Source organism: Labrenzia sp. VG12 (genome assembly GCF_002237595.1).
GTDB lineage: Bacteria > Pseudomonadota > Alphaproteobacteria > Rhizobiales > Stappiaceae > Roseibium.
Map to the genome: position 1 here is coordinate 3,936,449 of NZ_CP022529.1, position 24,922 is coordinate 3,961,370.

A 24,922-nucleotide genomic window follows, 5' to 3' on the forward strand; every position below is an offset into this window, starting at 1 on the left:
CTGCACGCCGATCCGGAACCCGGCGCGTCAGCGCGAGCGGAAGCGAGCTCAACTGTTTCTTGAAAGGGCTGTGCCTGCGCGCAAGGCACTGCAGCTGCCCAGACCCAAGGAGTCATCCAAGCCCCCGAGCCGGGATCCAATCTACCTCTCAACACATCACGTCTACAGAGCTTGAGCAAAACGGCCGAAGCCATCGCCGAGCCTTTCAAAACCGCTCTGGAAACGAGTGGATCCCGGATCTCCGCTGCGCTGCGTCCGGGATGACACCAAGGGGAAGAACTACCCCTCAAGGCGGCTCAGATGCTCACCGAAAATCAGCACGTTGCCGTCCGGGTCTTTTGTCTCGAATTCCCGCATCTCCCAGGGCTGGTCGGCAATCTCTTCGGTGATGTTGGCGCCGGCGCCCTTCACCTCGGCGTAATAGGCAGCCACATCGACGACGAAACAATAAGCCACCGACGGGTGCGCCTCGGGGCTTGCCGTCAGATGCAGCTCGATCCCGTCCCGGCCGAGAATGGCATAGCGCACTGGCTCGGCCTCGCTGTCCTTCCACTCGAAACGGATCTCGAACAGGAGCCTGTCCCGGTAATAGGCAACCGACGCGGCAAGGTCGATGGCCCGGAAGACAGGGGCGATGTGGGACAATTGAGGTAACTGGGTTTCAGACATGAGCAATCCTCCGGAAAACCCTCCAGTCGAGCCTGCCAATTTTTTGCACCGACTGCAAATAACAAACGGGCCCCGAAGGGCCCGTTCAATCGTTGCATTGCGAGGGATCAGAGACCTCAGCTCGTCACCAGGTTCCGGAGCACGTAGTGCAGGATGCCGCCAGCCTTGATGTATTCCAGCTCGTCCTCGGTATCGACGCGGCACAGGCACTCGATGGTCTTGGTTGAACCATCCTCGTAGGTGACGTCCACATTCATCATCTGCCGCGGCTGGATGTCGGCGATGCCCTTGATGGTGACGCGTTCCGTTCCCTTGATGCCGTGCGACTGCCAGCTCTCGCCGTCCTTGAAGGTCAGCGGGATGACGCCCATGCCAACAAGGTTGGAGCGGTGGATACGCTCGAAGGACTGGGCAATCACGGCGCGGACGCCCAGGAGATTGGTGCCCTTGGCGGCCCAGTCACGCGACGAACCGGTGCCGTATTCCTTGCCGGCAAAGATCACCAGCGGAACACCGGCTTCCTTGTAGTCCATGCAGGCGTCGTAGATCCATTCCTTCTTGCCGTCCTTCATGGTGACGCCGCCTTCGACACCCGGCACCATCTGGTTCTTGATACGGATATTGGCGAAGGTACCGCGCATCATGACTTCATGGTTGCCCCGGCGCGAGCCATAGGAATTGAAGTCCTTCTGAGCCACCTGATGCTCCTGAAGGTACTTGCCCGCTGGGCTGTCCAGCTTTATCGCCCCGGCCGGGGAAATGTGGTCGGTGGTGATGCTGTCCAGGAACAGCCCCATCACGGCAGCGCCCTCGATGTCCTGAAGCGGTTTCGGCTCCATGGTCATGCCCTCGAAATAGGGCGGGTTCTGCACATAGGTGGAGGAGAACGGCCAGGTATAGGTCAGGCCGCCTTCGACCTTGATCGCCTGCCAGTGGGCATCGCCCTTGAAGACATCCGAATAGCGCGAACGGAACATGTCCTCGTTGATCGAGGCACGGATCAGGTCCGTGATTTCTTCCGTCGTCGGCCAGATGTCCTTCAGATAGACCGGATTGCCGTCCTGGTCTTCGCCGAGCGGGTCCTCGGTGATGTTGACATTCAGGCTTCCGGCGATTGCATAGGCGACCACCAGCGGCGGCGAGGCCAGATAGTTGGCGCGCACATCCGGGTTGACCCGGCCTTCGAAGTTGCGGTTACCTGACAGGACCGAACACGCAATCAGGTCATTGTCGTTGATGGCAGCGGAAATCGCCGGATCGAGCGGGCCGGAATTACCGATACAGGTGGTGCAGCCATAGCCGGCCAGATCGAAGCCGAGCGCATCGAGATCATCCTGAAGCCCGGCCTTTTCCAGATAGTCCGTCACCACCTGGGATCCCGGCGCCAGCGACGTCTTCACCCAGGGTTTGACGTTGAGGCCTTTCTTCAGCGCATTGCGCGCCACCAGGCCCGCCCCGATCAGAACCGACGGGTTGGAGGTGTTGGTGCAGGAGGTGATGGCGGCAATCACCACGTCGCCATTGCCGAGATCGTGATCCTTGCCGTCAACGGCGACCCGCTTCGACAATTCGTCCGCTTTCTTGAATTCTTCCGCCATGGTCTTGGCGAAGCCGGTCGCGGCGTCGGCCAGATTGATGCGGTCCTGCGGGCGCTTCGGACCGGAGACGGAGGGCACGACGGTGGAGATGTCGAGTTCCAGTGTATCGGTGAATTCCGGTTCTTCGCCGCCTGAGCGGAACATGCCCTGGGCCTTGGAATACTCCTCAACCAGCGCAACGCGGTCCTTGTCGCGTCCGGTGGCTTCCAGGTATTTCAGGGTTTCCCTGTCGACCGGGAAGAAGCCGCAGGTCGCGCCATATTCCGGCGCCATGTTGGCGATGGTGGCGGCGTCCTCGAGCGACAGGTTGTCGAGGCCGGGGCCGTAGAATTCAACGAACTTGCCAACCACGCCCTTCTGGCGCAGCATTTCCACGACGCGCAAGACAAGGTCGGTCGCGGTGATGCCTTCGTTGAGCTTGCCGGTGAGCTTGAAGCCGATCACTTCCGGGATCAGCATGGAGATCGGCTGGCCGAGCATCGCGGCCTCTGCCTCGATACCGCCGACACCCCAGCCCAGAACCGCCAGGCCGTTGACCATCGTCGTGTGGCTGTCGGTGCCGACCAGCGTGTCCGGATAGGCGATGGTTTCGCCATTGTCTTCCTTCGTCCAGACGGTCTGGGCGAGATATTCCAGGTTCACCTGGTGGCAGATACCGGTCCCGGGGGGAACGGCGCGGAAGTTATTGAACGCGGACTGGCCCCAGCGCAGGAATTCATAGCGTTCCTGGTTGCGCTCATATTCCAGTTCGACGTTTTTCTTGAACGCATCCTTGGTGCCGAAATAGTCGACCATCACCGAATGGTCGATCACCAGATCGACGGGAACCTGCGGATTGACCTTTTCCGGATCGCCGCCCAATTTCACGGCTGCATCGCGCATGGCGGCCAGGTCAACAACAGCGGGAACGCCCGTGAAATCCTGCATCAGAACGCGGGCCGGACGATAGGAAATCTCCTGCGTGGACTTTCTCGTCGTCAGCCACTCGGCGCAGGCGACGATGTCATCCTTGGTGACAGAGCGGCCGTCTTCGAAACGCAGCAGGTTTTCAAGAACCACTTTCAGCGAAAACGGCAGTCTGGACACACCTTCCAGACCGTTCTTTTCCGCTTCGGGGATCGAGAAATAGGTGTAGGTCTTGCCACCGGCGGTGAGCGTTTTCTTGCACTTGAAACTGTCGAGGGACTGGGTCACGACGAGCCAACTCCTTATGGGGTCTCGGGCAGCCGGGCCGCATCTGTCTGGCTGCCGGTCAGAAATCTCTGGGTGGCGCCGTCTGTTGCAGCGCCTTAATTGCCCTTGCCGGGCTTATGCGGAGATAGGGGCCGCGCCCTGCGCGAGCAACACCCTCCTTCGCCCCTATACAAAAAAATGGCTCCGACCACCAGCAGAGAGCGTCCTTACCAAACCGGCAACGGGCTCCGGCAATCCCGAAACGACGCTCTGCGCCAGGCCGTGCCGACCCTCGCAAAAGCAGTCCTGTTCAAATCTGAAGCCTTCGCCTCCCGAAGCGGCCGGACTGTCAGCATCTGTCTATTGCACCTCACGAACCTTGCCGGTATGAAAGCGGCATGCGTCTTATTCCGCTGTATTTTGTTTTATTGTTTCTGATTATCCCCCTGCAGAATTCATCAGCGCAGGAGGCCGTAAGGACACCGCTCGAAATCGGGCCTTCCGGCGAGGAGTATCTGAAATCTCTGCGCTTCCGCCGCATCGGGACGGATGTCGGGTATTTTGACCCGACAGCGCCTGCACCGGAGCTGAAGACCGATCAGCAACCGGACAAGGAGACCGGGGAAAACGGCGAGGCGTCCGACCGGGGGAACCAATCCAGGGGCGGAGAGGTCAATTCGGTTCGCTGGACCATCGGCCTGGTCATGGCGCTCGTGCTGGGTGCAATTTTCTACCTGTTCCTGCGCTTCGGCGGCAACATCTCCGTGTCGCTGAAACGGGAATCCGGCAACATCTCCCGGAACCGGCCCAAGGGCCAGCCGGACGCTCCCGCCTGGGCGACCCGAACGGGTTCGCTTGAGGATATTCTGCGCACGAGCGACCGCAGGCTGGCGCTGATCCAGCTGATGCGCAAGGCGCTTTCGACAACTGTCAGCGCCAATGGCATCCTGATGCAGCGCAGCTGGACAGCGCGCGACGCCCTGCGCCACCTGCCCTCGACCCAAAGCCATCTCGACCGGCTGCGGGAGCTGGTCCTGGCGAGCGAGCGGGTCCAGTTTGGCGGCCGAGACGTCTCGGAAGAAGAATTCCGCAGCCATGTCGACGGCTGCCGACCGTTGCTGGGGACAGGTGCATCATGAGCAACACATCCTCCCCCCCGGAGCAGACCGGCCCGCGCCTTGAAACACTGATCATCGGCGCGATCGCGGTCGTCATGCTCGGCGCCCTCTGGTATGTCTTTTCGCAGCAGCAACAATCCCTGCGCCGTTCACCCAGCGGCCATGACGGCTTGCAGATCTGGCTGGCTGCCAATGACGTCAGCGCGCAGAATTTCACGGGCGGCTGGCTGATCGACGAGACATCCGTCGGCCTGCTGGTCCTGCCGCTCTATGATTCGGAACTCGACAAGGACCGTGTCAGCCCGACGACGCAGCAGGAACTGCTGCTCCAGCAAGACGAATATGACCTGGCAACCCCGATCATCAGGCGGAAGGCCCAACGGGTCCCGGCGCTGGTGATCCTGCCCAAATGGCGCACGGGCATGCGGTTGACCGGGATTGCCCACCCGATCCTCAATATCGAGGCTGACCGGACTGCCAGAACCCTGCGCAATCTGACCGGAGACCGTCAGGCGTCGCTGGTCTCCTCCCGAACGCCGTTCACCGATTTCAGCTATCGGTCTCATGACGGCGAGGGCCTGACCGCCCGCCTCTATGATGCCCAGATGTTCAAAAGCGATGCCTGCACGCCGATCATCGGGCGGCAGGACGCCATGCTGCTGGCAAGCTGCACGCTCGCTGCCGCCGAGGGATCGTCGGACGACCGTGTCATGGTGCTGTCCGATCCCGACCTCCTGAACAATCACGGTCTGCGCCTCGGCGACAATGCGCTGATCGCTCTGGACCTGATGCGCGCGGAAGCCGAGACCGGCAACATCGTGATCGATTACAGCCGCGACGTCTGGCTGCGCGATCCTTATGTCGAGCCCGAGCGGGAGCGGACCTGGGACGACCTGGCCCGTTTTTTCGGCCCGCCCTTCCTCGCACTCTGGTTTGGCGCGGCGCTTGTTCTTGCACTCTTCCTGTGGCGGGCCTCTGCCCGGTACGGAGCCGTGCGGCCGGAATCGACTGCACTTGGTGCCGGCAAGGATATTGCCGTCCAGGCCAGGGCCAGGTTGCTGCGCCTCTCGGGCCAGGACGGCGCGCTTGCACGCGAATATGCAACGGCACGCCTGGCGGCGACGGCCTCAGCGCTGTTCGGACCGTCCCATGCGCGCCACTATGCCGGCGAAGCCGCTTTCCTGAATTACACCGAACGCCGGCATCCGGCGCTCGCCCCACGCCTGAGAGGCGTGCTGGACGCCATCCATCAGCTGCCGGCGCGCCTGACGGCCGCAGAAGCCATTCATCACATCGACCAACTGGAACAGGTTTTGGAGCAAATCACCCATGACGCTTGACGCCCTGCGCGAACGCACGGACGCCCTCCGGTCCGAGATCGGCCGCACGGTGCTCGGCCAGGACGAGGTCATCGACCTTATGCTGGTCGCACTTTTTGCCCGTGGCCACGTCCTCCTTGAAGGTCCTCCGGGGACTGCAAAAACCCTGCTTGCGCGCAGTTTTGCCGCCGCAATGGATCTTGATTTCGGCCGCATCCAGTTCACACCCGACCTGATGCCGGGCGACGTGCTCGGCACGTCGATCTTCGATTTCAGAACCAACGCCTTCGTGCTGACAAAGGGCCCGGTCTTTTCGCAAGTCCTGCTCGCCGACGAGATCAACCGCGCACCGCCAAAAACCCAGGCGGCGCTTCTCCAGGCCATGAGCGAGCGTAAAGTCAGCATCGACGGCACCGACCACACGCTCGGCAGCGAATTCATCGTCATTGCCACCCAGAACCCGATCGAGCAGCAGGGAACCTATCCACTTCCCGAAGCCCAGCTCGACCGCTTCCTGTTCAAGCTGGTGATCGACTTTCCGCCCGAGGAAATCGAAATGGCGATCCTGCGCCAGCACGCGGCCGAACCTCTTGAAGCCGGACTGGAAACGGAAGCCCTGGCCAAGGTTCTGGATGCCGCAGCGCTGGCCGAGACCCGCAGCCTGGTCGACAGCATCATCCTGAAGGACGACATCCTCGCCTATATCCTGCGCCTGATCCGGGCAACCCGGGAAAGCTCGGAAATCGCCTTTGGCGCCTCGACCCGCGCAGCCGACGCACTGGCCAGCGCAGCACGGGCAACGGCGGCGCTGAACGGTCGCGACTTTGCCATTCCCGATGACGTCAAACGCCTGTTCATTCCGGCACTGCGCCACAGGATCGTGCTTGGCCCGGCGGCCGAGATCGAAGGCCGCAGTCCGGAACAGGTGCTGGAAAACATTCTCAACCAGATTGAGGCCCCCCGCTGATCCGGCCATCGAAAAGATTGCTCACCCTCGGAATGACTGCGCTGGCTCTGTCGGTGCTTGCAGTCGGCTCCGGCGGTGCTGCCCGGGAACTGACCTGGCTGCCCTGGTTCGTGCTGGCGCTGGTGGTGATGGCCGACTATGTGCTGTCGCTGCGCCGGCCGCGGGCGATCGAGATCGACGCTCCGGCCGAGATCTTCGTCGGAGAGACGGCCAAGGTCCGGTTCGACCTGCAACGGGTTCCGGACGACCTGAGAGCCAAACTCGACTGGCCGGACGGCCTCTCTGGCGCGCGCGAGTTTGCCTTTGTGCCACTCGGAGAAGACGCTGCCGCCGCGGTGATCGAGTGCCGGGCCGTGCGCCGCGGTGTCTGGCGGTTCGAGCATCTGTGGCTGTGCTGGAGCTCCCGGCTGAAGCTGCTCGAGTTCGTGCCACGCCTCAAGCTCGGTGCCGAGATCCGGGTGGTGCCCAATATCCGCCTGGTTCAGTCCGGCCAGATCACGACCACGGTCATGTCGACGCTCTACGGCGTGAAGGAAAACAGGGCAATCGGCGAAGGGTCCGAATTCCAGCAGCTGCGCGACTTCGTGCCGGGCATGGACATCAAGACAATCGACTGGAAACGATCGGCCCGCCGCCGCTCGCTGGTTGCCAAGGAACTGCGGGCGGAACGCAACCATCATGTCATTGTCGCGCTCGACAATGGCTATCTGATGCGCGAGGAAATCGGCGGTCTGCCCAAGATCGATCATGCGGTGACCGCCGCGCTCGCCACGGCCTGGGCGGCCTCCATCGGCGGCGATCTGGTGGGTCACTATTCCTATGACGTCCGCCCGTCCACCTTTTCCGCACCCGCACCCGGCCGCACCGCCTTTGCCCGCCTGAGAAGCTGGACGGCCGAACTCGACTATGTCAGCCGCGAGACCAACCATACGCTGGCGCTGACTGAACTCAACGCCCGCACGCCCAAGCGCAGCCTGATCATCATCTTCACCGATTTCGTCGATACCACATCCGCGGAGCTGCTGGTCGAGAACATCGGCATCCTGGCAAAACGGCATCTCCTGATCTTTGTTGCAATCCGCGATCCGGACCTGGAAAAACTGGTCGAGACCGCGCCGGACGATATTGACGGCGCCGCGGCGCTGGTTGCCGCCAACCAGGCCATCAACGAACGCCGGATGGTGTTCGAACGGCTCAGCCGCATGGGTGTCACCATCGTCGACGCCAAGCCCGATGCCATCACCTCGCGGCTCATTTCGGCCTATCTCGAGATCAAAGCACGGGAGCTGATCTGATGAATGGCGATGATCTGATCCGTTCCGCCCGGTTCCGGAAGGAACGCGAAGCCGACTGGCAACGCCTGGAGCAACTGGTTCTGGCCGCCGAAAGCCGCGGCTTGCAGCACATGGAATTTGCCGAGACCCGCGACCTTGCGGCGCTTTACCGCCAGGCCACCACGTCGTTGGCCATTGCCCGCGAAATCTCGCTCGACAAGGCGCTGCTCGGCTATCTCGAAGCGCTGACGGCCCGCGCCTATCTCTGCGTCTACGCGCCCCAGCAACGCCTTGGCGGCCTGATCGAACGGTTTTTCACCAAGAGCGCGCCGCAGGCGATGCGGCGTTCCTGGCTCTTCATCCTGCTCGGCTTTCTCTGTCTTGGACTGGGCGCGCTCTCCGGTTACCTGCTCTATTTTGAAAACAACGACTGGTTCTATGTTTTCATGCCCGAGGAACTGGCAGGGGGCCGCGGCCCGGACGCCACGACAGACTCGATGCTCGATTCGATCTACGGCCACGACACCGGCTCAAGCGGTCTTGGTGCCTTTGCCACCTATCTGTTCTCGCACAATACCCGCATCGCGATCTTCGTCTTCGGCCTCGGTGTCTTTGCCTGCGCACCGGCAATCCTGCTGACCTTCTATAATGGCCTGATGCTCGGTGCCTTTGTCGCAGTCCATGTGGATCGCGGGCTCGGCCTCGACATTACCGGCTGGCTGTCCGTTCATGGCGTTACCGAACTGTCGGCCATCTGCATTGCCTGCGGCGGCGGGCTGCAGCTGGGCACGGCGCTGCTGTTTCCAGGCGAGCGAACGCGTGCAGAAGCGCTGCGCCTTGCCGGGCGGGACGCGGTCAAGCTGGCCCTGGTCGCAGCGCTCATGCTGCTTGTTGCCGCATTGCTGGAGGGCTTTGCCCGACAGCTGATCAACGACACCGGCACCCGGCTCGTGGTTGGCTGGGGCATTGGCGCACTCTGGCTGGCCTGGTTCACGCTTACCGGACGGGAGCGGACCTGATGCTGCGCCGCTGGAAAGAACGACGACGGGCCCGGCCGTCTCCCGACACGCTGATGCCTCCGGAAGGGGTGGCGCTGAACCTGCCCATCGCCGGCCTCGGTGTGCGCTTTGCGGCCCAGCTCACGGATATCATCATCACCACCATCGCAGCTGTCTGCCTTGTGGTGCTTCTGCTGGTCGTCAATCTCACCAGCCCGCAGACCCTGATGGCGGTTGGCGCCCTGCTGTTTTTCCTGATCCGGGTGCCCTACTACATCTGCGCGGAACTGGCCTGGAACGGCCAGACGCTTGGCAAGCGCCTGATGAAGATCAAGGTCGTCTCCCATGATGGCGGTCCGCTGACAGCCCATGCACTGGTGCTGCGCAATCTGATGAAAGAAGCCGAAATCTTTCTGCCCGGAACCTTGCTGCTGACCCTGAACGCGGCCACGCCACTGGAATCGCTAGCGTCTTTCGCCTGGGTAATGATGGCGCTGATGATCCCGCTCTTCAACCGGTACCGGCGCCGCCTTGGCGACATGATGGCTGGCACCCATGTGATCCATCTTCCGGTGCCCGTGCTGCTCAAGGATCTGGCAAGCGAGGCACCGCTGCCGATTGAAGGGCGCAAGAAGATCACCTTCCTGGCGCACCAGCTCGACCACTACGGCGCCTATGAACTGCAGACGCTCGAAACCCTGCTGCGCGGCCAGAACACGCCGGCCGGGTCGGCATCTGCGAAGCAGAGGCAGGCGACCATCGAGGCAATTGTCGAAAAGATCCGCAAGAAGATCGGCTACGCGGATCCTGTTCAGCCTGCAGATCGGCTTCGTTTCCTGCAGGCCTTCTACAACGCCCAGCGCGAACACCTGGAACAGCGCCAGCTTTTCGGCGACCGGCGCGAGAACAAGCACTATGCCAACGAGGACAAAGACGTGAACGTCTGAGCCAGAGGCGCTGAAAGTGTTATATTCCTTTCGCCCCTGCCTCCCTTTCTAAATGCACACATTTCAACTCATTTCGGAAACCACCCTTGAACGACGAAAACTCCACTGCCGAGATCAAGACCTCTCCCCCCGTAACGGACAACCGGCCACGACAGTCGCTCGGTGTCGGAGGCTTGATCACGGACACATTCGCGATCTTCTTTCGCCACTTCGTCATGATTTGTCTGATCGGTCTGGTGCCGATGATCCTGGGCCAGGTGCTGCCCGCGCTGGCACTTGGTCTTGCCAAGCAAAACCCGGAACCCCTTGGTCCAGGCACGATCTTCACGTCACTGTTCATGGGGTTTCTTCTGTAATGCGTCTATGCCCTGACCACGGCAATTCTGGTCCAGCTCACCTACAACGAACAGCTTGGCCATAGGATCAGGGTGAGGCAATACATCCGTCCCGCGTTTCGGGCCCTTTTTCCGATTCTGGTCCTGAGCGTTTCAGTCTTCCTGATCCTGTTCGCCTCGCAGTTTCTTTTGATGTTGCTGTCCGCAGCCACCCCCTATCTGCTGGTTGTCGGCCTGCCGTTTCATCTGGGCTTCATTTTCTGGATCTGCGCCACCCTGTCGGTTTGTGCGCCTGTCATCCTTTTCGAGAGGGCCGGCTTGCGGGCCTTCTTCCGGAGCATGGAACTGACGCGGAACTACCGCTGGCCGATCGTCGGCACGATAGTGTTGACCAGCATCTTCATCCTGATCCTCTATCTGGTCGTCGGAGCCCTCATCGCACTCCTGACCATGATGACCAGCCCACTGATCGGAGCGCTTCTGTTCGCGCTCCTGTCGACGTCGGGGACCAGCCTCCTGGCGATCATGGTGACACTCATCTATGCCCGCCTGAGAGAAATCAAGGAAGGTATCGGCCTGGATCAGGTCGCTGCCGTTTTTGACTGAATGTCGAAATGACGGGCGCGAAAACAAGCCCCATGGCAGGCCCGGGAAAGACGTAAAGCAGCGATTGGCAACCAAACGGAGTGATGCGAATGTCGGACAGCGCACTAGACCAACCAAGGCAGCCACTGGGCATCGGACCGCTGATCGCGGAAAGCTTCTCGATCCTGTTCCGCTACTTTGTCCCGATTGTCCTGATCGCCTTCGTTCCAAACCTGCTTGGCGTCCTGCTGTCCGGATATCTGGTCGGATTTGAAGTCGTAATAGGGCTTGAGGAAGTGGCAGCCGACGGCTCCGGCTCGCCCGGTCTGGAACTGCTGACATCGCTCGTGGACATGGTGGTCTATTCCATCACCACCGCCTTTCTCGTTCAGCTGGCCTATGACGCAAAACTTGGGCGGCCGATAAGAATTGCCCGCTATATCGGACCGGCACTGGGAGCCATCGTCCCCATCGTCATCCTCGGGTTTGCGGTCAGCGTCATGGTGGGGCTGGCTGCCATTGCCCTTCTGATCCCCGGATTGTGGGTCTATGCCGTGTTCTCTGTCATGGAACCGGCAGTCGTGATCGAACGACTGGGCTATGGCGGCCTTGGCCGCAGCGCGGAACTCACCAAAGAATACCGCTGGCCGATACTGGGCGCGCTTGTTCCCATCTTCATCTGCATGGCCCTGATCTTCGTCCTGGCCTTTTTCATCGTCGAGACGCTGGGATATCAGGGCAACCTGATTGTGTCGGTTATCCTGTTCTCGACCATCGCCGCAGTTGGAACCAGTCTCCTCAGCGTCTTTGTTTCGCTGCTGTATGCCCGCCTGCGTGAAATCAAGGAAGGCGTTGGCGTTGACGAGATCGCGTCAGTTTTTGACTGACCTCTCGCCCCCCCAAGCGCTCATCAGGAACAAGAGGCCTGACCCGTCATGCCGGATAACTCATCCATCAGGCAGTATTATCTCAACCGGCTCGATGACACTCAGGACGGTCAGAAGCCCGGCCCCAAGGTCCCTCTTGGCATCGGCAGGCTGATTGCCGACTGTTTTGCCATGCTGTTCCGGAAGTTGCCGATCGTGCTTGTCCTCAGCTTCTGGCCAAGCCTGCTGGGCGTGCTTCTGTCCGGCTCCCTGGTTGGCATCAGATACACGATCGGGTTTGAAGACGTGGCCTCTGGCACTGCAAGCGGGCCAATACTTCTCTCGGCCCTTGTCGATATCCTGGTTTATGCGGTGGTCACCGCATTGCTGGTTCGGCCTGTTCATGATGTGAAGTTCAACAGGCCGGTCCGCATCAGCCGGGACCTCGTGCCGGCGTTGAAAAGTGTTTTCCCGATCAGCCTCTTGATCCTCGCCCAGACGTTGATGGTGATGCTTGGCGGCCTGTTGGCGCTGTTCATCCCCGGTTCCGTCTTGTTTGGCATCATTGGCTTTGTGTTCATCGGGCTTTTCCTGATTGCCGTCATCTGGGCCTACGCCGCCTGGAGCGTCATGCCTGCCGCCGTTGTTGTGGAAGGGGCGGGCTTTCAGGGCCTCAGCCGCAGCGTCGCTCTCACCAAAGGCTATCGCTGGCCAATCGTCGCTGTGATTGCACCGGTCTGGATCTGCTCCGCCCTGGTCGTTCTGGCCACAGCCGCCTTGACCGGTCTCGTTGAGAGCATTGCGGGCCTGTCGGCAGCTGTCGTCCTGTTCGCGGTCGCGGATGCCATCGGCACGAGCCTTGTCGGCATCATCGTGTCGATCCTCTACATCCGCCTGCGCGAAATCAAAGAGGGTATCGGCGTTGATCGCGTCGCCGAAGTGTTCGACTGAACAATGCGCGACGTTACATATTTATAACCGACTGAAAGTCACTTCAGCACATTGCAGGAACCTGCAAGAAACAACAATGCACTGCTTGAGCCACACACCTATTAGACTTATGGTGTAGCCGCAAAAAACAAGAAAGCGCCGTTCCGGCGACCTCTAAACTGAACTTCAAAAACCTCTTTTCAAATTTTCTATACCAAACGGAGTAATCGAATGACGGATGCGACCACGGCCCAGCCAAAGGCCCCGCTCGGAGTTGGTTCGATCATCGGCGAAAGCTTTTCGATCCTCTTCGGACACATCCTGCAGATCGTTCTGATCGCCTTTGTCCCGACCTTGATCGGATTTCTAATCTCCGGACTGCTGACCGGATTCGACGTGGCGCTGGGTGTCCAGGAGCCCGATTTCAGCAATCCCGGCGCGGGTATCGGGACGGCTGTGACATTTGTCATCAACATGGTGGTTTACGCCATCACCACGGCCCTGCTTGTCCAGCTTGCCTATGACGCAAAACTGTCCCGTCCGATCCAGATCGGGCGTTACATCGGTCCCGCACTCAGCGCGGCCTTCCCGCTCGCCATATTGACACTTGTCGTCACGGTCCTGCTTGTGATCGGCTTCATGCTGCTGATCGTGCCGGGCCTTTGGGTCTATGCGGTATTCTCCGTGCTTGCACCGGCCATCGTCATTGAGCGTGTCGGTTTCGGCGGCATGGGCCGCAGTGCAAGGCTGACCAAGGAATATCGCTGGCCGATCGTGGGTGCGATCATTCTCGCGTTCCTGATCGTCATGATCCTTCAGATCATCGCCATGTTCGTGGTCGGACTGATCGCCCTGGCCGGTACTGTCGGAATGATCTTCGCGGTGCTGCTGATGGTTGTCATCTCGACCCTGGGCGCCGGTTTCCTAAGTATCCTGGTTTCCCTGCTCTACGCCCGCCTGCGTGAAATCAAGGAAGGCGTCAGCGTCGACCAGATCGCCTCCGTCTTCGACTGATCCGGACCGGCGAAGCCGAACTGGGGCTGACCCCGCTCTGAAAACACGATCCCCGCCTTGAGTCTTGACCAAGATTAAGGCGGGGATTTTTTCTTGCGTCATCAAGGGACCTGACCCTAACAAGAACAGTCCCTTGTCTCCCGGAGCAGTCCGCTGAAACTCATCGCCGAAAACCTGACCATCGACCGTGGCGGCCGCCGCGTGTTCCAGGATCTCTCATTCACGCTGGAAAGCGGCACGGCGCTGGTGGTCACCGGCGCCAACGGCATCGGCAAATCGTCTCTGCTGCGCACCCTTGCCGGCCTGGTGCCCCTCGCCGGTGGTACCTTGCGGATCGAAGGCGGTGAGGATGATCGGCCGGCGGAAGAGCACGCGCATTATTTCGGCCATCAGAATGCGGTCAAGGCCGCCCTCAGCGTCCTGGAGAACCTCGATTTCTGGAAGAGTTTCACCAGCCCGGTTCAGGCGGTCGGGTTTCAAGGCACCTCGATTCCGCCGGAACAGGCCCTGAAACTGCTGACCATCGGTCACACTGCCCGCCTGCCTGCGGGCTATCTCTCGGCCGGCCAGACGAGGCGATTGGCCCTTGCGCGGCTGCTGGTCACGGCACGGCCGGTCTGGCTGATGGACGAACCGACCTCCGCGCTCGACAAGGCGTCCGAAGCGGGCCTTTTGAAACTCATGAACCAGCATCTGGACGATGGCGGCATGATTGTAACGGCAACCCACACGGAACTGGCGCTTTCCCGAACCCGGGAACTGCATCTCCAGGCGGCTGAACCCGCACTCGATTCTGCCGGGGAGATCCTGGCATGACGTCCTGGAGCTTCGCCCTGTTTCAGCGCGACCTGCGCCTTTCCGTTCGCATCGGCGGCAGCGCACTGGTCGGCGTCCTGTTTTTCCTGGCCGTTGTGACCGTTATCCCGTTTGGCGTCGGCCCGGATCTCAATCTTCTGGCGCGCATCGGCCCCGCCATCCTGTGGATCGGCGCATTGCTGGCGACGCTGCTGGGGCTGGATCGCCTGTTCCAGGCGGACAGGGAAGACGGCACGCTCGACCTGATGCTGATGGCCGGACGGCCGCTGGAACTGCTGGTTCTGGTCAAGTGCCTCGCCCACTGGGTGGCGACCGGCCTGCCTTTGGTCATCGCGGCCCCGCTTCTGGGCATTTTCCTCAATCTCGACCCGGTGGCCATGGGCGCCGTCACGCTGACGCTGCTGGTCGGAACGCCTGCCCTCACCCTGATCGGGGCAATCGGCGCCTCCCTGACCGTGTCCCTGCGGCGCGGTGGCCTGCTTCTGGCGGTGCTGGTCGTGCCGCTGGCCATTCCGGTCCTGATTTTCGGCGTCAGCGCGACTGACGCCGCGCTGCATGACCCGGTTCCCTTCCTGACACCGTTCCTGATCCTGTGCGCCCTCAGCCTCGTCGCCGCCGTGATTGGCCCGTTGGCGTCTGCGACAGCGCTGCGTTTTTCCGCCGATTGAGAGACCTGCTGAAAGCCGCCCGTTCCCTTTCCAGCTACTGCCTGTCGCCGGTCGCAATGCGGATCGCCAGCAAGGCAAACACGCCTGCCAGAAGGTAGTTCGGCAGCTTGCGCAGCCGTGAGACCCGCCCGAGATGGACGCGAAAATGTCCCCCGAGAAGGACAACCGCTCCATTGACCAGAAGCCCGATCCCGTTCAACACGGAGGCCAGCACCAGCATCTGGAACGTGATGCCCCCCGAGGCCGGCGTCACAAACTGTGGAAACAGCGCAATCACGAACAAAGCCATCTTGGGATTGAGCAGGTTTGTGGCAAGGCCGTCGAAAACGATCCGTCGGCCCGAAAGCCGGGTCGGGCATGTCTCCCGGGTGCCTATGAGTGGCGCGGCACGCAGGGACTTGAGGGCCAGATAGAGCAAGTAGAAACATCCCGCCCATCGAACCGCCTCATATGCCGCCGGAACAGTTGCAAGGAGCTGTGACAGCCCGAGCGCAGCTGCAAGGGCATGACAATACGTTCCCAACACAATTCCAAGATAGGTCTGAAAACCCGCGGATCGCCCCTGGGTGATGCTTCTGGAAGCGATGAGCAGCATGTCCGGGCCCGGCGTGGCCGTAAGCACAAACGAGGCAAGGGCGAACAAGATAAGCGTGGAAAGGTCCGGCATGGTTAAATCCTTGAGATTGGAGCCGGAATCTCCGTTTATCAGTTTCCTCTGCCATTTCAAGCGCAAAGCGCTTCAAGGCCAATTGACCAAAAGCAATGCGCTGCTGTGTCACTCTGGTCCATTGAAGCGGACGCAGCTCTAGATTAGAACGGTTCCATGGCAATCTGGGATTATGCAAATCCGACGCGCTTCTTGAGGCTGGTGCAGGTGGTTCTGCCCTGGCTGATCGGCTTGTGCGTCCTCTCGTTCGCGGCCGGTCTTTACCTCGGCTTTTTCGTGGCGCCGGAAGACTATCAGCAAGGCGACACCGTCCGGATCATGTATATCCACGTACCGTCGGCCTGGCTGGCCATGATGTGCTACTCGGTCATGGCGATCGCATCTCTCGGCACTCTGGTCTGGAAACATCCGCTCGCCGACGTCTCGGCAAAATGCGCTGCACCGATCGGCGCTGCCTTTACCTTCATGGCGCTGGTGACCGGCTCGCTCTGGGGCAAACCCATGTGGGGCACCTACTGGGTCTGGGATGCGCGCCTGACCTCCGTGCTGGTGCTGCTGATCATGTATCTGGGCCTGATGACGCTGTGGCGCACCATGGACGACCAGATCAAGGCAGGAAAGGCGGCAGCCGTCTTGACCCTTGTCGGTGCGCTGAACCTTCCGATCATCAAGTTTTCGGTCGACTGGTGGAACACGCTGCACCAGCCTGCCAGCGTCGTCCGCATGGACGGCCCGACCATTCACCCGGACATTCTCTGGCCGCTTCTGATCATGGCCATTGCCTTCACGTTGCTGTTTTTCGTGCTGCACCTGATGGCCATGCGCAATGAAATCCTGAGGCGGCGGGTGCGCCGGCTGCGCCAGCACGCGGCAAGCGCCGCTCAACCCGGCACGGCAACCGCTGCCGCCCAGCCTGCGGAGTAACCCCATGGATCTTGGACCGCACGCCGGTTTCATCATCGCGTCCTATGGACTGTGCGCCCTGACGGTACTTGGTCTGATCGCGTGGGTGCGCATCGACAAGGCCCTGCAGGAAAAGGCCTTGAAGGAACTTGCCGAGCAGGGCGTCAGCCGTCCGCGGGAAGAAGAAAAGGGTGATCTGGCAACATGACCTCCCCCGATGCTGATGCCGGGCCCTCCACGGACGCCGCAGAAACACCGCCGAAACGCGGTTTCCCCGTTCTGGTCCTGCTGCCGCTTATCGTGTTCGCAGCACTGGCCGCCCTTTTCCTGTTCCAGCTGACCCTGGGAGGAGACCCGCAGAAAATTCCGTCTGCGCTGATCAACAAGCCGGCCCCGGAGTTTGTTTTGCCTCCGGTGGATGGTCTTGTCGAGAACGGCAGGCAAATGCCCGGCTTTGCCAGCTCGGACCTTGTCGGGAAGATATCGGTCGTGAATGTTTTTGCCTCCTGGTGCGTGCCCTGCCGCCAGGAACACCCGTTGCTGGAGGAACTGGCCAAGGTCGACGGCATCGAACTGGTCGGCATCAACTACAAGGACAAGCCGGAAAACGCGCACCGGTTTCTCGGCAGCCTGGGCAATCCCTATGACCGTATCGGCGCGGACACGATCGGCCGGACAGCGATCGAATGGGGTGTTTACGGCGTTCCGGAAACCTTCATTGTCGATGAGAAAGGCATGATCCGCTACAAGTTCATCGGACCGCTCAGCCCGTCCACCTATCAGGAAACCTTCCTGCCGGAACTCAGGAAAGTGATGGCTGGCGGCTGAAGACCACCGCCGGCTCACTCAATTGCCTGCAATTCTCACAATTCCGCGAAATTGCCGATAAATCGAAAAAGTCACCGGCTCGTGACTCGCGATTGACTGCCCCATTGCATATTTTAAGGGCAATCAAACGAGGGATTGAGCCAAATGGTGGGAATATTGTCCCGGAAAGCGTCGCGCGCTTTCCGAACCGGACTTGTCGTCATCGCCGGAATAGTCGCTGCCGCTACCACGTCGGGTGCTGCGGGCGCGCAGCCTGAAAAGGTCGTCGAGCTGTTTACCAGCCAGGGCTGTTCGTCCTGTCCACCTGCCGACCAGCTTGCCGAGCGGCTGGTCGAGCAGGAAAAAGACGTTCTGACCGTGCTCATGCCCGTCGATTACTGGGACTATCTCGGATGGAAGGACACGCTTGCCAGCCCGGTTTTCTCGCAACGCCAGCGTGCCTATGCCAACCGCCGCGGTGACCGCTCCGTCTACACGCCGCAAATGGTCATCAACGGTGAGGAACATGTCGTCGGCAGCCGGGAAACCGATGTGCGTGCGGCGCTTGCCCGCACCGATCCGTTCACGGCCAAGGTCAGTCTGAAGATCTCCGACATGGTGGTTCAGGCAACAGTGGACGGCGACCTGCCCCAAGGTGCCAAGATGGCAACCGTCTATTTCCTGCGCATCAAGGAAGAGGCGCTGGTCGACATCGGCCGCGGCGAGAATGCCGGTCGCAAGATCCGCTATGTCAACGTGGTCCAGCAAATGCAGCCCATGGGCATGTGGTCCGGCGGCGCGGAAACCTTCCGCATGCCGAAATCGAAGCTGATGCTGAAAGGCGACGCCCGCTGTGCGATCCTGGTCCAGATCGAAGACCCGGACGGGCCGGGCATGATTGTCGGTGCGGCCGTGATGGATTGGCAGAGCGGCTTCTGATGCCCTACCGGCCAGATTGGTTCCCTCTGGCCGGAAAAGCCCAGACCGCGCAAGGTGTGACCGAAACACAATTCCTCCCGATATTTCTGAGGCCAAGGCCCCGTAACGGCTTGCGGTCCCCGCAAAAACTGCTACCCCTTGCGCGGCTCGGCCAAAAGGCGGCGAGCCGCCCATAAAAGGACAGGGCGGCCGGATTGCCTTGGGCCGATCGCGTTCGCCGCTTTTCGCCGGTTCGGCCGGAAAGCAGATCCTCGGGGGACTGGCATGGACCTGCGCCGCAAGCTGCAAATTGCCTTTTTCAGCATTATCGTCGGCCTTGTGGTACTGGCCCTGAAAACGGGTGCCTATCTGCTGACGGGATCCGTGGCGCTTTATTCGGACGCACTGGAAACCACGGTCAACATTGCCTCCTCGACCGCCGCGCTTGCGGCTGTCTGGTTTGCTGCCAAGCCTGCGGACAGCAATCACCCCTATGGACATGACAAGGTCGAGTATTTCGCCGCCGTTCTCGTTGGCGTGATGATCGTGCTCGCGGCTCTCTCGATCTTCCGGGAGGCTTGGATCGGCTTCACGCAAGGCGAAAGCCCGGTCTATTCGTCCGAAGGCATCGCCATGAACGTGGTCGCTGCCCTGATCAACGCCGGCTGGGCCCGCTATCTGATGATCAGCGGCCGGAAGGCCAGGTCGCCGGCTCTCGTCGCCGATGGCAAGCACCTCTTGACGGATGTCGTCAGCTCCGTTGGCGTCCTGCTTGGTGTGGTGCTGGTGATGCTGACCGGCTGGAAGGTGCTTGATCCGGCGCTGGCGGTGCTCGTCGGCCTGACCGTTCTCTGGTCCGGCTGGGGGCTGGTCAAGGAATCTGTCGGCGGCCTGATGGATGAAGCCGCCTCCGGCGAGGTCCTTGAAAAGATCCGCGTCCTGATATCCGAACACGGCGAGGGTGCACTCGAAGCCCATGATCTTCGCACCCGCATCGCCGGCCGGTCGACCTTCGTCGATTTTCACCTCGTGGTTCCGGGCACCATGCCGGTCGAAGAGGCCCACGACATCTGTGACCGGATCGAGGAAGCCATTGCCGAAGATGTGCCCGGCGCGCGCATCACCATTCATGTGGAACCCGAACACAAGGCCAAGCATTCCGGAATTGTCGTGCTCTAGGAAACCCATGCCGAACCGTCAAACAGCAAACCACCAGGCAGCTAACTGATGCCCTCCTGGCAGCGATGGCAGGCCCAGCTGGCGGATCACCTGATCCTGATCTGCGGCGCGCTGTTCATGGTGGTGCCCGTCTGGATGCTGGTGGCGGCAACCACCCATCTTCCCGGTGCGCGACCCTTTCCCCGGCTGGATCCGGGCACCGGCGCACTGGAGAACTATTCGGGGTTTCTCACCAGCAGTGCCGGGTTTTCCGGTGACGTGACCGTGCTGGCAATGCTCTGGAACTCGTTTCTCCTCGGCACCGGTTTTGCAGCACTGAAGGTGCTGCTTTCGCTGCTGGCCGCCTATGCGCTGATCTATTTTCGTGTGCGCTTTGCCAGCGCGATCTTCGCGGTTCTGCTGTTGACACTGATGCTGCCGCTGGAATCCCGTTTTCTGCCGACATATGAGGTCGTGGCACAGCTTGGGCTGGTCAACAGCCGGTCAGGTCTGATCATGCCGCTGGTGGCCTCGGGGCTCGGCACGCTGTTCTTTCGCCAGTTTCTCCTGACAGTGCCGGACACGCTGCTGGAATCGGCAAGACTGGACGGTGCCGGCCCGTTCAAATTCCTGAAGGACATCCTGCTGCCACTCTCCGGCCCGACTGCGGCGGCCCTGTTCCTCGTCCTGTTCGTCAATGGCTGGAACCAGTATCTGTGGCCGGTCATCGTGACGACGGAAGAAAGCACCTACACGCTCGTTCGCGGCATGCAGTTTTTCGGCAATTCCAGCCTGCGCGGCCTGATGCTCGCCGTCATCGCCATGCTGCCCCCCGCACTTCTTGTCATCTTGTTTCAAAGACAAGTCGTTAAAGGTCTGTTTGACGGCTCACACTAAACTGCGCCTACCCCGGAAACGGGCGGCCTCAACCCCTTGGAAAGACAGACAAGCATGGCATTTGAAGCGATCCTGTTTGATTGCGACGGCGTTCTGGTCGATTCGGAAAAGATCTATGTCGATGTGGAACGCGAACATCTGGCACGGATCGGACTCACCTACGAGCTGGACGAATACATGGACCGTTTCCAGGGCCTTGGCAGCGATGATTTCTGGGCAGCCCTCGATGCGGATTACCGGGTTCTCGGAAAAGGGCCTCTACCGGAGAGTTTCGGGCCGGATCTCGATGCAGCGACGCTGGAACGCATCGACCGGGAACTGTCGGAAATCAGCGGCATCAAGCAGCTGCTGGAAGCGCATGACGGTCCGCGCGCCGTTGCCTCTTCCTCCCGGTTGCACCGCCTGATCCACAAGCTCAAGCATACGGGCCTGTTTGGGTTTTTCGACCCGCATATCTATTCCGGTGAACAGGTCACGAACGGCAAACCGGCCCCGGACCTGTTCCTCTTCGCCGCAAACAAACTCAGGGTGGACCCGGCAGCGACCCTCGTCATCGAGGACAGCGCCAATGGCGTGAAAGCCGGTCTGGCAGCGGGAATGACCGTCTGGGGTTTCGTCGGTGGCGGCCACAGCCACGACGGCCATGCGGAACAGCTCCATGCCGCAGGCGCCCATCGGGTTGTCGGCAGCCACGGCAATCTTTCTGAATTGCTCCGCGACCTCACGGCCGCCTGACCGCACAAAACGGGCGGCCCTGGAGCCGCCCGTTCAGCTTTCCAAAGTGCTTAGCGCCCCAGATCGTGTTCCGGATTGGCGCTGATCTTGTGGATCGAAAGATCCGCGCCCTGGCGCTCTTCTTCCGCGGACAGGCGCAGGCCCATGACGGCCTTCAGAACACCATAGACAACAAAGCCGGCTCCCAGTGCATAGCCGACGCCGATCACCGTACCGATGATCTGCGAGACCGGTGAAACGCCCCCCATGCCACCGAGGGCTTCCAGACCGAAGAAACCGGCGGCAATCGCTCCCCAGGCGCCGCAGATGCCGTGCAACGGCCAGACACCGAGAACATCGTCGATCTTCAACTTGTTCTGGCAGATCTCGAAGCCGATCACGAAGATCGCTCCGGCAACACCACCGACCAGCAGACTGCCGACCGGGTGCATGACATCGGAGCCTGCACAGACGGCCACCAGACCGGCCAGGGCACCGTTGTGAACAAAGCCGGGGTCGTTCCTGCCGACGACAAGCGCCACCAGAATGCCGCCAACCATGGCCATGAGCGAGTTGATGGCCACGAGGCCGGAGACGCTTTCCAGCGAGGCTGCTGTCATGACGTTGAAGCCGAACCAGCCGACACACAGCATCCAGGAACCGAGCGCCAGCCAGGGCAGAGACGAAGGCGGAATGCCGATCGGACGGCCATTTCGATCATAGCGGCCACGACGTGCCCCCAGAAGCAGCACGGCTGCGAGTGCGATCCAGCCGCCAACCGCGTGCACCACGACAGAGCCGGCAAAATCATGGAAACCTGCGCCGAAAGTGCTTTCAAGCCAGCCCTGGAAGCCGAAATTGCCGTTCCAGATCAGACCTTCAAACAGTGGGTAAACAATCCCGACCAGCGCGACCGTGGCCAGGCATTGCGGCCAGAATTTCATCCGCTCGGCAATTCCACCGGAGATGATGGCCGGAATGGCTGCAGCAAAGGTGGTCAGGAAGAAGAACTTGACCAGCGTCAGTCCCTGAAGCTCAAAACCTTGACCGCCACCGGACAGGGTTGCGGCATTCACCAGGAAGGTGGTTCCATAGGCGACCGCGTAGCCAACGAAGAAATAGGCAACGGTCGACAGGGCGAAATCCACCAGGATCTTCACCAGCGCGTTGACCTGGTTCTTTTGACGAACGGTACCGACTTCAAGAAAAGCAAAGCCGCCATGCATGGCGAACACGAGAATGGCCCCGACGAGGACAAAAAAGACGTCCCCGCCCACTCCTGTTTCATTCATATCTGACCCCCAGTTGGGCAAACTGCCCTTTGTTTATGCGTTTCGGGAGCCAATGCATTCAAACAGCATGCCAATTGGGCAACTGATCAAGAAAAGCGCAGAAAATCGCCGTTTTGTTGGGCGAATTCGCCAAGAGGGACTGCATTTCGACCCAGTCGAACGGTTAGACCTTGTTCAATTGTCTGTTTTTTGTGCAATCCCACGACAGGAGACAAACTTCTGTGGCGGACACAAAAAAGAGCCCGGGGTTGCCCCCGGGCTTTCCAAGTTTGCGGTCTGAGCCAATAGACCGCCTGGGAGATTTTTGTCCGCGTCTCCGATCAGAGACGCTGGGAACCGGTTCCGAATTCCGGGTAGGCTTCGACGCCGACCTCGACCTTGTCGAGACCGAGAGCCTCTTCCTCGTCGGAGACCCGGATGCCCACGGAAGCTTTCAGGGCGTACCAGACAACTGCGCTGGTGACCGTCGTGAACAGGCCGATGGAGATGATGCCGATCAGCTGCGACACGTAGGAAGCATCGGAGTTGGTCAGCGGCACGATCAGCGTGCCCCAGATACCTGCCAGCAGGTGGACCGGGATGGCACCGACAACGTCGTCGATCTTGAACTTGTCGAGCATCGGCACGGCGAAGACCACGATGGCGCCACCGACACCGCCGATGAAGACGGAAGCCCAGACGCTCGGCTGCAGCGGCTCGGCCGTGATGGCCACCAGGCCGGCCAGCGCGCCGTTCAGGGCCATGGTCACGTCGACCTTCTTGTAGAGAACCTGGGTCAGCAGGACGGCAACCACCACACCGGCAGCAGCGGCAAGGTTTGTGTTGGCAAAGATGCGCGAGATGTCGGAGACGTCACCGATGGAGCCCATGGCAAGCTGGGACGCACCATTGAAGCCGAACCAGCCGAGCCACAGGATGAAGGTACCCAGCGTTGCCAGCGGCATGGAAGACCCCGGGAACGGATGCACGGAACCGTCTGCACCGTATTTGCCTTTACGCGCACCGAGGATGATCGCACCGGTCAGGGCTGCCCAGCCGCCGACGGAGTGCACCAGCGTGGAACCCGCGAAGTCGGAGAATTCAGCGCCGCCAATGCCGGTGACGAATTCGCCGTTGAGCCAGCCGCCGCCCCATTCCCAGGAACCGGTGATCGGATAGAGAATACCCGTGAGAACCACGGTGAAGATCAGGAACGGCCACAGCTTGATACGCTCGGCCAGGGTACCCGACACGATGGACGCGGTGGTCGCACAGAACACCATCTGGAAGAACCAGTCGGAGGCCGTGGAGTAGCCGGTGTCGAGCGCATCGCCGCCGACAGCGTCGAAGGAATAAGGACCAAAGGACCCCATGAAGCCGCCGTCAACGCCGGAATACATCAGGTTGTAACCGGTGATCCAGAACATCAGACCCGCGATCGAGTAAAGCGAGATGTTCTTCAGGCATTGCATCGACACGTTCTTGGAACGGACAAGTCCGGCTTCCAGCATGGCGAAACCAGCCGCCATCCACATCACCAGGAACCCGCCGATCAGGAACAGCAGCGTGTTGAAGATGTAAGCAACTTCGGGAGAAACGGCCGGAGCGGCCTCGGCATCCTGCGCCAGCACCGGCAGAGCCGAAAGGCTCAGCAGGGCAAGCGACGTCGCGCCCATTGCGACAAGTTTTTTCATGATACGTTTCCTTACCTAAATCAGAGAGCTTCGGCGTCGGCTTCGCCGGTGCGAATGCGCACGACCTGGTCGATCGAGTGGACAAAGATCTTGCCGTCTCCGATCTGGCCGGTCTTGGCGGCACCCGAAATCACTTCGACAACCTTGTCGACGGAGGCAGCGTCCACAGCGACTTCGATCTTCAGCTTCGGCAGGAAGCTGACGGCATATTCGGTGCCGCGGTAGATCTCGGTGTGCCCCTTCTGGCGCCCATAGCCCTTCACTTCCGTCACCGTCAGACCCTGAATGCCGATGCCGGTCAAAGCATCCCGCACTTCGTCGAGCTTGAACGGCTTGATGATGGCCATCACTATTTTCATTGCTCGTTCCATTCCCCTTGCTTGATGCCCCTTCCCGTCGAAGAAGCTGGCCGACCACCCCGGAGTGCGCGCCTGCTTGTGTCCCCCTCTGGAAGGAGCGTCTCAGGTCTTTGGCTTGCCCACGCTTGTGGGTCCGGGCCGGTGTCGGCCTCTACTAATCAAAGACCGTGCCAACTTGGATTTTCGGGAGAATGGATGGCGGAAACCCGCGGTTTTGCACCGCAACAAAACAAAAAAGCAAAGAAATGATGAACCAG

The 24,922-nt window shown here is 60.8% G+C and carries 26 protein-coding genes; 20 read left to right on the forward strand and 6 right to left on the reverse strand.

Annotation, left to right across the window (positions count from 1 at the left end):
* Nucleotides 1-279: 279 nt before the first annotated feature.
* Together CHH27_RS18215 and acnA are read right to left on the reverse strand one after the other, a co-directional pair.
* On the reverse strand, nucleotides 280-669 hold the full coding sequence (locus CHH27_RS18215; protein ID WP_094072846.1) for a VOC family protein: 390 nt from the start codon (nucleotides 667-669) through the stop codon (nucleotides 280-282).
* Nucleotides 670-785: 116 nt separating this feature from the next.
* Nucleotides 786-3,461, reverse strand: a complete 2,676-nt coding sequence (gene acnA / locus CHH27_RS18220) for an aconitate hydratase AcnA (protein ID WP_094072847.1) — start codon at nucleotides 3,459-3,461, stop codon at nucleotides 786-788.
* Nucleotides 3,462-3,838: 377 nt separating this feature from the next.
* Here acnA and CHH27_RS18225 point away from each other — a divergent pair, with 377 nt between their 5' ends.
* From CHH27_RS18225 to ccmB, 13 genes are all read left to right on the forward strand, one after another.
* Nucleotides 3,839-4,579, forward strand: a complete 741-nt coding sequence (locus tag CHH27_RS18225; RefSeq protein ID WP_094072848.1) for a DUF4129 domain-containing protein — start codon at nucleotides 3,839-3,841, stop codon at nucleotides 4,577-4,579.
* Entirely contained in the window at nucleotides 4,576-5,898 is a 1,323-nt protein-coding gene (locus CHH27_RS18230; RefSeq protein WP_094072849.1) for a hypothetical protein, read from the forward strand. The genes CHH27_RS18225 and CHH27_RS18230 overlap by 4 nt, the downstream gene beginning before the upstream one ends.
* On the forward strand, nucleotides 5,888-6,844 hold the full coding sequence (locus CHH27_RS18235) for a MoxR family ATPase (protein WP_094072850.1): 957 nt from the start codon (nucleotides 5,888-5,890) through the stop codon (nucleotides 6,842-6,844). The genes CHH27_RS18230 and CHH27_RS18235 overlap by 11 nt, the downstream gene beginning before the upstream one ends.
* A 32-nt stretch (nucleotides 6,845-6,876) precedes the next feature.
* Nucleotides 6,877-8,139 carry a DUF58 domain-containing protein gene (locus CHH27_RS18240; RefSeq protein WP_094072851.1) on the forward strand — a complete coding sequence of 421 codons (1,263 nt, stop codon included), beginning with the start codon at nucleotides 6,877-6,879 and terminating at the stop codon, nucleotides 8,137-8,139.
* Nucleotides 8,139-9,137 (forward strand): stage II sporulation protein M, encoded by a 999-nt coding sequence (locus CHH27_RS18245; protein WP_094072852.1) that lies wholly within the window; start codon nucleotides 8,139-8,141, stop codon nucleotides 9,135-9,137. Before CHH27_RS18240 ends, CHH27_RS18245 begins: the two co-directional genes overlap by 1 nt.
* Complete coding sequence (locus CHH27_RS18250; protein ID WP_198338250.1) at nucleotides 9,137-10,063, forward strand: RDD family protein; 927 nt, start codon at nucleotides 9,137-9,139, stop codon at nucleotides 10,061-10,063. Before CHH27_RS18245 ends, CHH27_RS18250 begins: the two co-directional genes overlap by 1 nt.
* 86 nt (nucleotides 10,064-10,149) lie before the next feature.
* Nucleotides 10,150-10,419 carry a hypothetical protein gene (locus CHH27_RS18255; RefSeq protein ID WP_094072854.1) on the forward strand — a complete coding sequence of 90 codons (270 nt, stop codon included), beginning with the start codon at nucleotides 10,150-10,152 and terminating at the stop codon, nucleotides 10,417-10,419.
* A gap of 171 nt (nucleotides 10,420-10,590) precedes the next feature.
* The gene (locus tag CHH27_RS18260; RefSeq protein WP_157738985.1) at nucleotides 10,591-11,004 is read left to right on the forward strand and encodes a hypothetical protein; all 414 of its coding nucleotides are present in this window, start codon (nucleotides 10,591-10,593) and stop codon (nucleotides 11,002-11,004) included.
* An 89-nt stretch (nucleotides 11,005-11,093) separates the two neighbouring features.
* Nucleotides 11,094-11,870 (forward strand): hypothetical protein, encoded by a 777-nt coding sequence (locus CHH27_RS18265; RefSeq protein WP_094072856.1) that lies wholly within the window; start codon nucleotides 11,094-11,096, stop codon nucleotides 11,868-11,870.
* 48 nt (nucleotides 11,871-11,918) lie between these two features.
* On the forward strand, nucleotides 11,919-12,800 hold the full coding sequence (locus CHH27_RS18270; protein ID WP_094072857.1) for a hypothetical protein: 882 nt from the start codon (nucleotides 11,919-11,921) through the stop codon (nucleotides 12,798-12,800).
* 210 nt (nucleotides 12,801-13,010) lie between these two features.
* Nucleotides 13,011-13,793, forward strand: a complete 783-nt coding sequence (locus CHH27_RS18275) for a hypothetical protein (RefSeq protein ID WP_094072858.1) — start codon at nucleotides 13,011-13,013, stop codon at nucleotides 13,791-13,793.
* Nucleotides 13,794-13,955: 162 nt separating this feature from the next.
* Entirely contained in the window at nucleotides 13,956-14,609 is a 654-nt protein-coding gene (gene ccmA, locus CHH27_RS18280; RefSeq protein WP_371681856.1) for a heme ABC exporter ATP-binding protein CcmA, read from the forward strand.
* Complete coding sequence (gene ccmB / locus CHH27_RS18285) at nucleotides 14,606-15,277, forward strand: heme exporter protein CcmB (protein ID WP_094072860.1); 672 nt, start codon at nucleotides 14,606-14,608, stop codon at nucleotides 15,275-15,277. The genes ccmA and ccmB overlap by 4 nt, the downstream gene beginning before the upstream one ends.
* 34 nt (nucleotides 15,278-15,311) lie before the next feature.
* On the opposite strand, the gene CHH27_RS18290 is transcribed toward ccmB, so the two are convergent.
* The gene (locus CHH27_RS18290; RefSeq protein ID WP_094072861.1) at nucleotides 15,312-15,944 is read right to left on the reverse strand and encodes a LysE family translocator; all 633 of its coding nucleotides are present in this window, start codon (nucleotides 15,942-15,944) and stop codon (nucleotides 15,312-15,314) included.
* A gap of 156 nt (nucleotides 15,945-16,100) precedes the next feature.
* Here CHH27_RS18290 and CHH27_RS18295 point away from each other — a divergent pair, with 156 nt between their 5' ends.
* From CHH27_RS18295 to CHH27_RS18325, 7 genes are all read left to right on the forward strand, one after another.
* Nucleotides 16,101-16,868, forward strand: coding sequence for a heme ABC transporter permease (locus tag CHH27_RS18295; RefSeq protein WP_094072862.1), 768 nt, complete (start codon nucleotides 16,101-16,103; stop codon nucleotides 16,866-16,868).
* Between the two features lie 4 nt (nucleotides 16,869-16,872).
* Complete coding sequence (gene ccmD, locus CHH27_RS18300) at nucleotides 16,873-17,055, forward strand: heme exporter protein CcmD (protein ID WP_094072863.1); 183 nt, start codon at nucleotides 16,873-16,875, stop codon at nucleotides 17,053-17,055.
* Nucleotides 17,052-17,675 carry a DsbE family thiol:disulfide interchange protein gene (locus CHH27_RS18305; RefSeq protein WP_094072864.1) on the forward strand — a complete coding sequence of 208 codons (624 nt, stop codon included), beginning with the start codon at nucleotides 17,052-17,054 and terminating at the stop codon, nucleotides 17,673-17,675. The genes ccmD and CHH27_RS18305 overlap by 4 nt, the downstream gene beginning before the upstream one ends.
* Before the next feature lie 147 nt (nucleotides 17,676-17,822).
* Entirely contained in the window at nucleotides 17,823-18,593 is a 771-nt protein-coding gene (locus tag CHH27_RS18310) for a thioredoxin family protein (protein WP_247646305.1), read from the forward strand.
* Between the two features lie 318 nt (nucleotides 18,594-18,911).
* A complete protein-coding gene (locus tag CHH27_RS18315) occupies nucleotides 18,912-19,751 on the forward strand; it encodes a cation diffusion facilitator family transporter (RefSeq protein ID WP_371681857.1) in 840 nt (279 codons plus the stop codon).
* 48 nt (nucleotides 19,752-19,799) lie between these two features.
* The gene (locus CHH27_RS18320) at nucleotides 19,800-20,627 is read left to right on the forward strand and encodes a carbohydrate ABC transporter permease (RefSeq protein ID WP_094072867.1); all 828 of its coding nucleotides are present in this window, start codon (nucleotides 19,800-19,802) and stop codon (nucleotides 20,625-20,627) included.
* 54 nt (nucleotides 20,628-20,681) lie between these two features.
* Nucleotides 20,682-21,362, forward strand: a complete 681-nt coding sequence (locus tag CHH27_RS18325) for an HAD family phosphatase (RefSeq protein ID WP_094072868.1) — start codon at nucleotides 20,682-20,684, stop codon at nucleotides 21,360-21,362.
* A gap of 50 nt (nucleotides 21,363-21,412) precedes the next feature.
* On the opposite strand, the gene CHH27_RS18330 is transcribed toward CHH27_RS18325, so the two are convergent.
* The 3 genes from CHH27_RS18330 to CHH27_RS18340 all read right to left on the reverse strand — a co-directional run bounded on the left by CHH27_RS18330 (nucleotide 21,413) and on the right by CHH27_RS18340 (nucleotide 24,665).
* Nucleotides 21,413-22,633, reverse strand: coding sequence for an ammonium transporter (locus CHH27_RS18330; protein ID WP_094072869.1), 1,221 nt, complete (start codon nucleotides 22,631-22,633; stop codon nucleotides 21,413-21,415).
* A 320-nt stretch (nucleotides 22,634-22,953) separates the two neighbouring features.
* A complete protein-coding gene (locus tag CHH27_RS18335) occupies nucleotides 22,954-24,306 on the reverse strand; it encodes an ammonium transporter (RefSeq protein ID WP_094072870.1) in 1,353 nt (450 codons plus the stop codon).
* Nucleotides 24,307-24,326: 20 nt separating this feature from the next.
* The gene (locus CHH27_RS18340) at nucleotides 24,327-24,665 is read right to left on the reverse strand and encodes a P-II family nitrogen regulator (protein WP_198338252.1); all 339 of its coding nucleotides are present in this window, start codon (nucleotides 24,663-24,665) and stop codon (nucleotides 24,327-24,329) included.
* Nucleotides 24,666-24,922: the final 257 nt, after the last annotated feature.

Excerpts from the sequence above, each read along its gene's own strand:
- ccmB (WP_094072860.1), top strand. The coding sequence starts at position 14,606 with ATGACGTCCTGGAGCTTCGCCCTGTTTCAGCGCGACCTGCGCCTTTCC.
- CHH27_RS18245 (WP_094072852.1), top strand. The coding sequence starts at position 8,139 with ATGAATGGCGATGATCTGATCCGTTCCGCCCGGTTCCGGAAGGAACGC.
- CHH27_RS18235 (WP_094072850.1), top strand. The coding sequence starts at position 5,888 with ATGACGCTTGACGCCCTGCGCGAACGCACGGACGCCCTCCGGTCCGAG.
- CHH27_RS18215 (WP_094072846.1), bottom strand. The coding sequence starts at position 669 with ATGTCTGAAACCCAGTTACCTCAATTGTCCCACATCGCCCCTGTCTTC.
- CHH27_RS18270 (WP_094072857.1), top strand. The coding sequence starts at position 11,919 with ATGCCGGATAACTCATCCATCAGGCAGTATTATCTCAACCGGCTCGAT.
- CHH27_RS18290 (WP_094072861.1), bottom strand. The coding sequence starts at position 15,944 with ATGCCGGACCTTTCCACGCTTATCTTGTTCGCCCTTGCCTCGTTTGTG.
- CHH27_RS18305 (WP_094072864.1), top strand. The coding sequence starts at position 17,052 with ATGACCTCCCCCGATGCTGATGCCGGGCCCTCCACGGACGCCGCAGAA.
- CHH27_RS18265 (WP_094072856.1), top strand. The coding sequence starts at position 11,094 with ATGTCGGACAGCGCACTAGACCAACCAAGGCAGCCACTGGGCATCGGA.
- CHH27_RS18230 (WP_094072849.1), top strand. The coding sequence starts at position 4,576 with ATGAGCAACACATCCTCCCCCCCGGAGCAGACCGGCCCGCGCCTTGAA.
- CHH27_RS18330 (WP_094072869.1), bottom strand. The coding sequence starts at position 22,633 with ATGAATGAAACAGGAGTGGGCGGGGACGTCTTTTTTGTCCTCGTCGGG.
- CHH27_RS18260 (WP_157738985.1), top strand. The coding sequence starts at position 10,591 with ATGTTGCTGTCCGCAGCCACCCCCTATCTGCTGGTTGTCGGCCTGCCG.
- CHH27_RS18335 (WP_094072870.1), bottom strand. The coding sequence starts at position 24,306 with ATGAAAAAACTTGTCGCAATGGGCGCGACGTCGCTTGCCCTGCTGAGC.
- CHH27_RS18340 (WP_198338252.1), bottom strand. The coding sequence starts at position 24,665 with ATGAAAATAGTGATGGCCATCATCAAGCCGTTCAAGCTCGACGAAGTG.
- CHH27_RS18295 (WP_094072862.1), top strand. The coding sequence starts at position 16,101 with ATGGCAATCTGGGATTATGCAAATCCGACGCGCTTCTTGAGGCTGGTG.
- CHH27_RS18275 (WP_094072858.1), top strand. The coding sequence starts at position 13,011 with ATGACGGATGCGACCACGGCCCAGCCAAAGGCCCCGCTCGGAGTTGGT.
- CHH27_RS18225 (WP_094072848.1), top strand. The coding sequence starts at position 3,839 with ATGCGTCTTATTCCGCTGTATTTTGTTTTATTGTTTCTGATTATCCCC.
- CHH27_RS18325 (WP_094072868.1), top strand. The coding sequence starts at position 20,682 with ATGGCATTTGAAGCGATCCTGTTTGATTGCGACGGCGTTCTGGTCGAT.
- CHH27_RS18250 (WP_198338250.1), top strand. The coding sequence starts at position 9,137 with ATGCTGCGCCGCTGGAAAGAACGACGACGGGCCCGGCCGTCTCCCGAC.
- ccmD (WP_094072863.1), top strand. The coding sequence starts at position 16,873 with ATGGATCTTGGACCGCACGCCGGTTTCATCATCGCGTCCTATGGACTG.
- CHH27_RS18320 (WP_094072867.1), top strand. The coding sequence starts at position 19,800 with ATGCCCTCCTGGCAGCGATGGCAGGCCCAGCTGGCGGATCACCTGATC.
- CHH27_RS18240 (WP_094072851.1), top strand. The coding sequence starts at position 6,877 with ATGACTGCGCTGGCTCTGTCGGTGCTTGCAGTCGGCTCCGGCGGTGCT.